Origin of the sequence: Streptococcus mitis (assembly GCF_019929545.1) — a bacterium.
Taxonomy (GTDB): domain Bacteria; phylum Bacillota; class Bacilli; order Lactobacillales; family Streptococcaceae; genus Streptococcus; species Streptococcus mitis_BU.
The window spans coordinates 1-11,343 of sequence record NZ_JAHZPT010000012.1; the positions used below are offsets into that span (position 1 = coordinate 1).

Annotated in this window: 8 protein-coding genes; 2 read left to right on the top strand and 6 right to left on the bottom strand. The window is 40.9% G+C overall.

Translation table 11 applies throughout. From position 1 onward, the window contains the following. On the bottom strand, positions 1 to 2,210 hold a 2,210-nt coding region (gene pclA, locus K1I71_RS05070; RefSeq protein WP_223330365.1), incomplete at its 3' end, for a pneumococcal collagen-like adhesin PclA. Positions 2,211 to 2,426: 216 nt separating this feature from the next. Here pclA and pclR point away from each other — a divergent pair. After that, a complete protein-coding gene (gene pclR, locus K1I71_RS05075; protein WP_223330366.1) occupies positions 2,427 to 3,911 on the top strand; it encodes a virulence transcriptional activator PclR in 1,485 nt (494 codons plus the stop codon). Between the two features lie 50 nt (positions 3,912 to 3,961). On the opposite strand, the gene yaaA is transcribed toward pclR, so the two are convergent. From yaaA to K1I71_RS05100, 5 genes are all read right to left on the bottom strand, one after another. Then, the gene (gene yaaA / locus K1I71_RS05080; protein WP_223330367.1) at positions 3,962 to 4,690 is read right to left on the bottom strand and encodes a peroxide stress protein YaaA; all 729 of its coding nucleotides are present in this window, start codon (positions 4,688 to 4,690) and stop codon (positions 3,962 to 3,964) included. Positions 4,691 to 4,768: 78 nt separating this feature from the next. After that, positions 4,769 to 4,933 carry a YczI family protein gene (locus K1I71_RS05085; RefSeq protein ID WP_000508327.1) on the bottom strand — a complete coding sequence of 55 codons (165 nt, stop codon included), beginning with the start codon at positions 4,931 to 4,933 and terminating at the stop codon, positions 4,769 to 4,771. Positions 4,934 to 4,998: 65 nt separating this feature from the next. Continuing rightward, the gene (locus tag K1I71_RS05090) at positions 4,999 to 6,594 is read right to left on the bottom strand and encodes a hypothetical protein (protein ID WP_033686550.1); all 1,596 of its coding nucleotides are present in this window, start codon (positions 6,592 to 6,594) and stop codon (positions 4,999 to 5,001) included. 11 nt (positions 6,595 to 6,605) lie between these two features. Beyond that, entirely contained in the window at positions 6,606 to 7,016 is a 411-nt protein-coding gene (locus K1I71_RS05095) for a peptide deformylase (RefSeq protein WP_223330368.1), read from the bottom strand. A gap of 113 nt (positions 7,017 to 7,129) precedes the next feature. After that, the gene (locus K1I71_RS05100; protein WP_223330369.1) at positions 7,130 to 9,826 is read right to left on the bottom strand and encodes a cation-translocating P-type ATPase; all 2,697 of its coding nucleotides are present in this window, start codon (positions 9,824 to 9,826) and stop codon (positions 7,130 to 7,132) included. A gap of 307 nt (positions 9,827 to 10,133) precedes the next feature. Here K1I71_RS05100 and mntE point away from each other — a divergent pair, with 307 nt between their 5' ends. Next, a complete protein-coding gene (gene mntE, locus K1I71_RS05105) occupies positions 10,134 to 11,318 on the top strand; it encodes a CDF family manganese efflux transporter MntE (protein ID WP_223330370.1) in 1,185 nt (394 codons plus the stop codon). Positions 11,319 to 11,343: the final 25 nt, after the last annotated feature.

Consider the following 11,343-nt stretch of genomic DNA (forward strand, 5'->3'; position numbering starts at 1 on the left):
CGTTCACCTTGGTCTCCTTTTTCACCTTTAGCTCCAGTCAGACCGCGTTCACCTTGGTCTCCTTTTTCACCTTTAGCTCCAGTCAGACCGCGTTCACCTTGGTCTCCTTTTTCACCTTTAGCACCTTGGGCTCCAGTCAGACCGCGTTCACCTTGGGCTCCTTTTTCACCTTTAGCTCCAGTCAGACCGCGTTCACCTTGGTCTCCTTTTTCACCTTTAGCACCTTGCGCTCCGGTGAGACCGCGTTCACCTCGATCTCCTTTTTCACCTTTAGCACCTTGGGCTCCAGTCAGACCGCGTTCACCTTGGTCTCCTTTTTCACCTTTAGCTCCAGTCAGACCGCGTTCGCCTCGATCTCCTTTTTCACCTTTAGCTCCAGTCAGACCGCGTTCACCTTGATCTCCTTTTTCACCTTTAGCACCTTGTGCTCCATCTTTAATAGCAATTTTTTGAACAAGTTCGTCTACACCTTCAGTATAAACACCGTTGCCATCATTATCAAGATAGAAAGTGAGGTTATTTGTATCACCGACTTTATTTTGATCAACACGTGGTTTTACTGTATCGATTAGCTCTTTAGCCACACCAATTTGCATAATACGTGGCTTAGCTTCTTTAGTAACACTATTACTAATTGGCAATCCTAAAATTGTTTCGCTACCAAATCGGTGAACTTTATAGGTAATTTGACGTTGGCCTTTTTCACCTTCTCGAACTAATCTAGTTTGACCTTCTGGTAACTTACTAGTTGGAAGATAGACAGTTTGGAAGTCAATGTCTTCTGAAACAGTCTTATTATTAGTACCACCATTCGGGTTAGCATCCAAGAGCAGTGGGTTTGCTCTATGATAATAGTTGGAGTTACTGTATGGGTCATTGCTAGTCGCGGCACCACCACCACCTTGGTCCACGTTAAAAGTAACTGGTTTCAAACGAACAGACAAGTCACCATTTGGATTATTGATAGGCAAACTAAATCTGACTGTTTGTTCCGTATTTGTTGAAGTAGCAGAGGTCATACTGTATCCTGAATGAGATACGAAGTTGGCACCCTGACTAATAGGTTTTGATTGTTCTCTCAATCTTGGAGTGGAGATAGTCGCATTTGAAGGATTTCCAAATCCATCCCCTTTATCCAAGAGAAAGTTGTTATTAACAAATTCACCTGGACCAGAATATTTAATTGTGAAATTCAATCTGTTACCTTGACGTACTGTTGTTACATCGTAATGAATAGAATTTCCACCACGTGAGTTCCCGTAGCCACGGAAACTATAGCTACGACCACCTTGGCTGATGTCTGAAAATGCAACTGTATTTCCAGAACCTGATACAATTGGGTTTGCTGGATTGCTAGAAGCTCTAAAGCCACTGTGTCCCTTATCCAAGTCTTCCTTACGGATAGCTGGATTTTGACGAGCATCAGAAAGGCTCAAACCTGGTTTCAAGATTTCATTAGTTGTTTCTGGAGCTGAAGTCGCTTCTACTTTAGCAGCTGTGCTAGTTGGCAAAACAGCACTGTCAACAGCTGAACGATCAGTCGTTGTTGCAGCTGGTTTAGCTTCTTCTTTGGCTTCTGCTGTGTCAGCTTTCTTCACTACAGGAGTTTCTGATACAGTTCCTTTATCAGAGTTAGAACGAAGTTCTAGCCCAATAATAGCTGATTGAATAGAAGACTCTGCTGCTGATACTTCAGCTTCAGTCGCATCTGCTTTCCCAAGCAAACTTTGACCAGCTTGAATACTTGCTTGCAAGTTAGCAGCACTTGCTTCTGTATATAACTTACTCTCAAGTTTTTTAGCACGCGAAAGAGCTGTTAACAATTTTGACTTGTCAACAGCATCTTGCTGTGTTACTTCTTCTTTTTTATCTTTTACTTCTTCAACTTTTTCTGCTGGCGCTTTAGCTTCATCAGATTTAGCTGGAGTCGTATCTACTGGGTTGGCAACAGTTGGAGCTGCATAAGTTGTTTCTTTTTTAGGTGTAGAAACTTCTGCTGGTTTAGTAGCTTCATCTACCTTATCAACAGAGACACTATTAGTTGCCTCAGGATGTTGTTCCTCTGCTTGTACTGATTGCGCATTGGCAGCAGTTCCCAAGACTAAGGCTGTCCCAAGCAAGACACTAGCCGCACCAAAGTGATACTTACGAATAGAGTATCGTTGTTGCATGCTATACCAGTCAAATGATTTCTTATGTGAATGTTTCATTGTAAACTCCTAGATAGTATTTTATAGTTCCTAATGTACAACTATTTGATATATAAATCAATATTATCCAAAGAATTACTATATCGTATTTCTGTTCATGAAAGCCATTTATTGTATTCTATTTTTTTCGAATTATCAGAACATTTTTTGATTCTAGTTTTTTTGTTATATTAAAACAAAGATGTGATATAATAACTTAAGGAGGAAATTACCTATATGCGCAACCTTTTATCCACAAAAAATCAAAGACAATCACGCTTAATGGAAACCCTAATTCAGAATCGTAATTGGATGAAATTACATGAACTAGCCGAAAAATTAGGATGTACAGAACGAATTTTAAAAAGTGATTTAAATGAATTACGTCTTGCCTTTCCATCTATTGACATCCAATCTTCTGTTAACGGAATCATGATAGATTTAGAAGTTAACACTAGTGTAGAAGATGTTTATCAATATTTTCTTGCTAATTCTCAATCTTTTCAATTACTAGAGTATATGTTCTTCAATGAGGGGCTACCTATTTATCGAACAATAGAAAATCTTCACTCTAGTACTGCCAACCTCTATCGATTGGGCAGAAATATTACAAAGACTCTTTCATCTCAGTTTCAAATTGAATTATCTTTTACTCCATCCGAGATACGTGGAAATGAGATCGATATTCGTTACTTTTTTGCCCAATACTTCTCTGAGCGCTATTATTTCCTAGATTGGCCTTTTCCAGACCTTCCTGAGGAGGATTTAACAGAGTTTGCTGATTTCTTCTATAAAATCACGAATTATCCAATGCGATTTTCAATTTATAGAATGTACAAATTGATGATAGCTATCAGTATTTACCGCGTCAAAAATGGTCATTTTATCAACTTACCAAATCATTTCTTCGATGAATACTACCCTCTTTTGATGAATATTCCAAATTTTGAGGAGCTACTTGTCCATTTCTCTGAAAAACTGGGACTTGAAATCACTCCAGATATCATCGCCCAAATTTTTATATCCTTTATTCAAAACAGTCTTTTCTTAGATCCTAAAGAATTCTTCAACTCTTTAGAAAAAAACAGTGAAGCAAGATACTCTTACCAATTACTGAGTCAAATATTAGAACGCCTGTCAAAACAATATAAGATTACCTTTACCAACCACGATGAGCTGATTTGGCATTTACACAACACTGCTTTCTTTGAAAGACAGGAAATCTTTTCTACCCCAATCTTATTTGAACAAAAAGCATTGACGATTAAAAATTTCGAAGTTTACTTCCCAGACTTTATAGGGAGTGCGCGTCAAGAACTGGCTCAATACCGTCAAGCAATTGGACAGCATGACCATCCTGAACAGTTGGAACACTTGATGTACACCATCTTAACCCATGCTGAAAACCTCTCTACTCAGTTGTTAGAAAATCGACCACCTATCAAGGTTTTGATTATCAGTAACTTTGACCACGCCCTATCACTTACTTTAAAGGATATGCTTATATACTATTGTAACAATCGATTCACCTTTGATACTTGGGATGAATTGGAAACAAGTCCTGAGATTTTAAATCAGACAGACTACGATATCATTGTGTCTAATTTCTATATTCCAGGAATTACCAAGAAGTTTATTTGCCGAAACCATCTGTCAATCATGAATTTGGTTAATCATCTTAACTGTTTATCAAATGAGATTCATATATCCAATACTTTATAAGCTAGAAAAAAGTCAGCATAATTCTGCTGACTTTTTCTTTTATCTATTTTCTATACTTCCTTTACAAAAACCAATTCCTGCGGCTGTGACAGGTCTTCTCGGTAGTTAAATCCTGCAAAGCTTAAGCGACGAGCTTCTTCCACCGTCTGTACTTGATTTTCTATCAGGGCTGTCAGGAAGGCACCACGCGCTTTCTTGGAAATAGTTGAGTGAATCTTTAGCTGACCACCTTTGTCCTCCATGAATTTGAAGGTCACCATTTTTTCTCTGATTTCCTTAGAAAATACAGTCTCAAATTCTGATGACAAGAGAGAGAAAATCACTTCTTCCTGCTTCAGAGCTTCATCATAAGCTGCCTTCCAATGGCTCTTCAAAGTCTTACCTGCGACTTTTAATTTCATCAAAAAGTCCAAACGGTGAGGGCCCATAGGTGACAAGGCTGGAACGACTCCGTACAAAGCCGAAGTAATAAAGACATGATTTTCAAGATAGGCTTGTTCTGCCTCGTCCAGTTTGTCTCGCTTGATATTACGGTACATCAGCCCATCAAAAAGTTTCAAGGCTGGGTAGTGTTGAGCAGTTTGCCTTTTCAAAGCTTGGATATGTTGAAATTCTTCCGCAGCTTTCTCGGCTGAAACTTTGTAAAAACTCTCCAATTGACTAGCAGAATAGCGGGCCAAGGCATCCAGCACGGCCTGGCTTTCTGGTTTTAAAGAAGTTGCTTCGATACTTGGCAAGTCTGTGTTCATTTCTTTTGCTGTTGGGATTAAAATTTTCATATTGATAGTGTAGCATATTTTTTAACCACAACCAAGAAATTCATCTAAAAAACCTCGGTTTGACCGAGGTTTCTCTGGTTATTTTGGCCATCCTAACCAGACAGCCACGAGAACAAGGGCTAGGCCAGCTAAACTTGTTAAGATAGATAAGAATTTATCTTTTTTCTCCTTGAACTGAGAAAAACCTATCTTCAAAGCTAGCAGTCCGAGTAGCATTGAAGCAACCATCACATAAAAACCCATTTGTTTGTCCTCCATTAGTATTAATTTACCTTATTATAAAATATATTTCTTAAATAGAGCTGTTTTTACTGCACTTTAAAGGTCTTGAGATAGTTGTCTTTTCCTACTTGACCTTCGAAGGTTTTACCATTTTCGAGGTAAGGGAGGTCATCTGATACTGAGGCCTTAACCTTGTAAATCTTGCCATCAACTTTAAAGAAGTAGACGGTGTCGCCCTTGATAACAGCTGATTTGAGGTCTTCCACCACACCCTTGATACTTTCTGTCGTTTCATTATCAATTTCAAGGTCGTTTTTATTAGCGTACTTGCTGAGTAGCTCTTCCACTGTCGTAGCTACGATAACGTTTTGGTACTCGACTGCATCTACCAAAGCGTACTCTTTGACCAAGCCAGCATTGTCCTTCAAGCCCATGATGTAGAGAGGTTTGTCATTGAGGTTGATGAGGATTGGGAAGGTTGCCTTGTAGGATTTCTCCTGAACAGCACCTTCGGCTGATTCACGGGCTGATTCTTCGGTCGCAGAAGCCAAACTATACTTAGTGATTTCTCCTGTTCGCATATTTTCAAGGATAAAACCAAGATTACTTTCATCTGCATTGGCCGATGTCACTCCTGTGTATAGGTAGATGTCATTGCCGATAGACAAATAATTATATCCCTTGGTAGTCTGGGTCACGTTTTTCTTGGAAATCATAGCATTCCAGAAACCGTCCTTGTACTTGCCGTTATAGTTGATTTGCTCGATGGTTTCCTCAGCTGGATAAACCCTGTCCACCCATTCTGGAACATCTGCCAAGCTGTATTCCTTGGTTTCTCCATTTGTGGCATCCAAGATAATGACTGAAACAGGACGAGGAACCGCAAGCCCAAATTGCTTTTGGTAAACTGTAGCCACATAGAAAGGATTGCCCTCATCGTCCACCTCAAAAGATGGAGTCTTGAAGATTTTAGTTGGGTACTTCAAGCGTAGGTGACGTTTGACATCACGGTTAAAATATTCCGAGTCTGAATATTTGATTGGTGTCTTCAAGTCCACCAAGTCCGCATTTCCAGTTACCATATCCACCTTGATATATTCGCCGATTCCCTTGGCTTGATTATTAAACCACTTGATAGGATCTGCGTATTCTAGTGGCGTAACTCGATAAGGTTTTCCATCAATCGTCAATTGGGTATAGGTGTCTGCCGCTACGTACTGCGACACCTTATCCGTTAGGGAACCCAAGTAGCGGTCACCAATTTTTTCAGCAGTACTTCTATCTAGAATAGGAACCTTACTGGTGTCACTCTTAGGAAATTCAGTAAAGTCTTTTTCAGTAACCGTGACTACATTGGCATAATTCTTAGCCTGAAAAATGCTAGAAGTCACCAAGGAAACCAAGGCTGCTAAGAGAAGAATTCCTCCAATAGAAGCTAAAAGGATTTTCCCTAACCAATTGATTTTGAAACCCTCCAGATTTAAGGCAGCTTCTGCCTTGCCGTGGCGCACATGCACCGTTTTGACCAGATTGATTCCCTTGCCAAAGCCAAATAAGATTGCTACAACCAGCAAATGCCCACAGAGGAAAAATAGAAATTCCCAGCTGGTTAGGTTAAGGGGCGGTAAAAAGATATACCAGGTCGTTGCGATAAAAATAAGTTCGAAGACTATTCGTTTCATTTGCTTTCCTCCTAAATGATTCGTCCTTCCAAGTGATCCAGTTCATGCTGGCAAATCTGAGCTGGGAAGCCTGTCAAGGTAATGGTCTGTTCCTGCCACTTGCTGTCACGATAAGCAACCCTTATGATTTCATAACGCTTAGTAGGTCTCACACCTGTCAAGGACAAACAACCTTCCTCTGTCTCATAAACTCCTTCAGAGGACAGGAGCACTGGGTTAAACATGACCACAGGAACCAAGCCAAGATTAAAGATAATCACGCGCTTTTGCACCCCAATCATATTGGCAGATAGACCGACACAGGTCTCACGATTTGCTAAGAGTGTATCCTGCAAATCTCTGGCAAGATACAGATCATCCTGACTTGCTGGCTGAGACACCTGAGATAAAAATAAGATATCCTTCACAATTTTCTTTTCCACTTCCTCACACTCCTCTTGCTTTTTACTATATTATAGCAATTATAGCACAAAAGCCGATAACTGCAAGCCCTTTCCCTAAACTGTAGCAAAAAGCCATCCGAAGATGACTTTTTTTAAATCGCATTCTTGTCAAAGCCAAGTTTACGTTGAATAAACTTAACAATTTCGACGATAATAATCATTGAGAAGCTTCCGCCCATAACGATTCCCCATTGTGACAAGTCTAGTTTGGTTACGTGGAAGATTCCTTCAAGCGGTTCTACGACAATTGTTGCCATAAGAAGGATGAAGGATACCAAGATGGACCAGTTGAAAGTCTTAGACTTGAATGGTCCAACTGTCAAGATGGACTGGTAAACAGACTTGACATTGTAGGCATGGAAGAGCTGAATCAAACCAAGGGTTGCAAAGGCCATAGTAAGGGCATCAGCATGAATAGCATGATTATCACCCACATGTACTGGGTAAGCAATCGCAAGTCCATAAACACTCATAACAATAGCTGCTTGGAGTACACCTTGATAGATGATAGAAGTCAGAACACCACCTGAGAAGAAGCTTGCCTTACGACCACGTGGTTTATGGTTCATGACACCAGGCTCAGCAGGTTCAACACCTAGTGCAATTGCTGGGAAAGTATCGGTTACCAAGTTGATCCACAAGAGATGAACTGGCTGCAAGACATCCCAACCAAACAAGGTTGATAGGAAGATGGTTAATACTTCAGCAGTATTGGCAGAAAGTAGGTACTGAATAGTCTTTTGAATGTTTGAGAAGACCTTACGTCCTTCTTCCACTGCAACAATGATAGTCGCAAAGTTATCATCTGCAAGAATCATGTCAGAAGCTCCCTTAGAAACCTCTGTACCAGTGATTCCCATACCGATACCGATATCGGCTGTTTTCAGAGCTGGCGCATCATTGACACCGTCACCTGTCATGGCAACGACTTTACCTTGTTTTTGCCAAGCCTTCACAATACGAACCTTATGTTCTGGAGATACACGGGCATAAACAGAGTATTGACCAACTACTTTTTCAAAGTCTTCATCTGACAGTTCGTTGAGCTCAGCACCAGTTAAAACGTGTCCTTCTGTATCATTTGCATCAATGATTCCCAAACGTTTAGCAATAGCTTCTGCAGTGTCTTGGTGGTCACCTGTAATCATGATTGGACGAATTCCCGCTTCCTTAGCCACACGAACAGCCTCAGCAGCTTCAGGACGTTCAGGGTCAATCATCCCAATCAAACCAGTAAAGATTAAATCATTTTCAAGCTCTTCAGAAGTCAGGTTTTCTGGAATGCTGTCAATAATCTTATAAGCACCTGCAAGGACACGCAAGGCTTGGTGGGCCATTTCAGAATTGTTTATATGAATGAGGTTTATAACCTTTTCGTCAATCGGAGCAATATCCCCAGCCTTGTCACGAAGTACACAACGTTTCAAAAGTTGGTCTGGCGCACCCTTAACTGCTACAAGGAAACGACCATCTGGCAATGGGTGAACCGTTGACATAAGCTTACGGTCAGAGTCAAATGGCAACTCAGCCACACGTGGATATTTCTCTAAGAATCCTTTGACATCGTAACCCTTATCCAAGGCATACTGGATGAAGGCTGTTTCAGTAGGGTCACCAATCAGGTTGCCTTCCACATCAATTTTAGTATCATTTGCCAAGACAACTGAACGAAGAAGGGGCATTTCAAGACCTAGTTCAATATCATCAGCTGAGTCATGTAGGACTGCATCGTAGAAGACTTTTTCTACTGTCATCTTGTTCATAGTCAGCGTACCAGTCTTATCAGAAGCAATGATTTCTGTTGAACCAAGTGTTTCAACTGCTGGCAACTTACGAACGATTGAGTTTCGTTTGGCCAAAACTTGAGTACCAAGGGCAAGAACGATAGTTACGATAGCTGGTAGCCCTTCTGGAATGGCTGCAACAGCAAGCGCAACAGAGGTCATCAACTCACCAAGTGGATTTTTGCCTTGAATGAAAACACCCACTACAAAAGTAACAAGGGCAATGACCAAAATTGCATAAGTCAAGACCTTAGAAAGGTTGTTCAAGTTTTGTTTAAGTGGTGTGTCTGTCTCATCTGCATCTTGAAGCATGCCAGCAATATGACCAACTTCCGTGTACATACCTGTATTGACAACAACACCCATCCCACGACCATAGGTCACGTTAGAGTTTTGGAAGGCCATGTTGACACGATCACCAATACCAGCATCTGTAGCAAGTTCAACTGTCAAGTCTTTTTCGACTGGCACAGACTCACCTGTAAGAGCTGCTTCTTCGATTTTAAGAGAGTTGGCTTCTAGCAAACGTAGGTCTGCAGGTACAACATCACCTGCTTCGAGGGCAACGATATCACCAGGAACCAATTCTTTTGAATCAATCTCAGCCATGTGACCATCGCGAAGAACGCGGGCAGCTGGACTTGACATAGATTTGAGGGCTTCGATGGCTTCTTCGGCTTTTCCTTCTTGGTAAACACCAAAGGCAGCGTTAATGATAACCACGGCTAGGATGATAATGGCATCTGCGATATCTTCCCCACCAGAAGTCACAACTGACAAAATAGCTGCCGCAACTAGGATGATAATCATCAAATCCTTAAATTGCTCGATAAATTTGACCAGGATTGATCGTTTCTCGCCTTCTTCGAGTTCATTGTGGCCAAATTCTGCAAGGCGCTTTTCCGCCTCACTTGATGACAAACCTTGCTCGGTCGCATCCACAGCCTTCAAGACCTCTTCAGGACTCTGAGTGTAAAACGCTTGGCGTTTTTGTTCTTTTGACATGTGTCTCCTCCTTGACATTGTGTGCAAAACAGACTCTCTTTTTCCTCATCGCATCTTTTCACGACAAACAAAAAGAGACCTGTTAATCATAACAAGTCTCGCTGTTTAAGATAGTGCCGGAAAGCATACTTTTCAGTATAAAATTCGGAATGACGACACTATCACAGGTTTCTGCCAGCTACTCCCTTGAGTAGTACTATTATACCAAATTTTGAAAAGTTTTCAAAGAGTAAAAACTGCCTTATTTGAATTTTCCCTTGAAAACCAGTATAATGGTAGAATGCTATGTGACTAGAAAGGAAGTTGAATGAAGCAATCTATCTCAAATCTTAAGTTAGCTGAGCGTGGGGCCATTATCAGTATTTCGACCTATTTGATCTTGTCTGCAGCCAAATTAGCAACTGGGCACCTCATCCATTCATCCAGTTTGGTGGCAGATGGTTTTAACAACGTATCGGATATCATTGGAAATGTGGCCCTCTTGATTGGGATTCGAATGGCACGCCAGCCTGCAGACCGTGACCACCGTTTTGGTCACTGGAAGATTGAAGATTTGGCTAGTTTAGTCACTTCCATCATCATGTTCTATGTTGGCTTTGATGTTCTAAGGGATACCATTCAGAAGATTCTCAGTCGTGAAGAAACGGTCATTGATCCTCTGGGTGCCACTCTAGGAATCATTTCTGCATCGATTATGTTTCTAGTTTATCTCTACAATACTCGCCTCAGTAAGAAATCCAACTCTAAGGCACTGAAGACCGCAGCAAAGGACAATCTTTCTGATGCTGTTACCTCACTGGGAACTACCATTGCCATCCTAGCTAGCAGTTTCAATTATCCCATTGTGGATAAACTGGTTGCCATCATCATCACTTTCTTTATCTTGAAAACTGCCTATGATATCTTTATCGAGTCTTCCTTTAGTCTTTCAGATGGTTTTGACGACCGTCTGCTTGAGGATTATCAAAAGGCTATCATGGAAATTCCCAAGATCAGCAAGGTTAAGTCGCAAAGAGGTCGTACCTACGGTAGCAACATCTACCTGGATATTACGCTGGAGATGAATCCTGACTTGTCGGTTTATGAAAGCCACGAGATTGCGGATCAGGTCGAGTCTATGCTGGAGGAACGTTTTGGGGTTTTTGATACCGATGTCCATATTGAACCAGCACCTATTCCTGAGGATGAAATTTTAGACAATGTCTATAAAAAATTGCTTATGCGTGAACAATTGATTGACCAAGGAAATCAACTGGAAGAACTCTTGGCTGATGATTTTGTCTATATTCGCCAAGATGGAGAACAGATTAATAAAGAAGCCTATAAAGCCGAAAAAGACTTGAATTCTGCTATCAAGGATATTCAAATCACTTCCATCAGTCAAAAGACCAAACTCATCTGCTATGAATTAGATGGCATCGTCCATACCAGTATCTGGAGACGCCACGAAACTTGGCAAAATATCTTTCACCAAGAAACCAAAAAAGAATAGAAAAATCCTGTCATGAGACGGGATT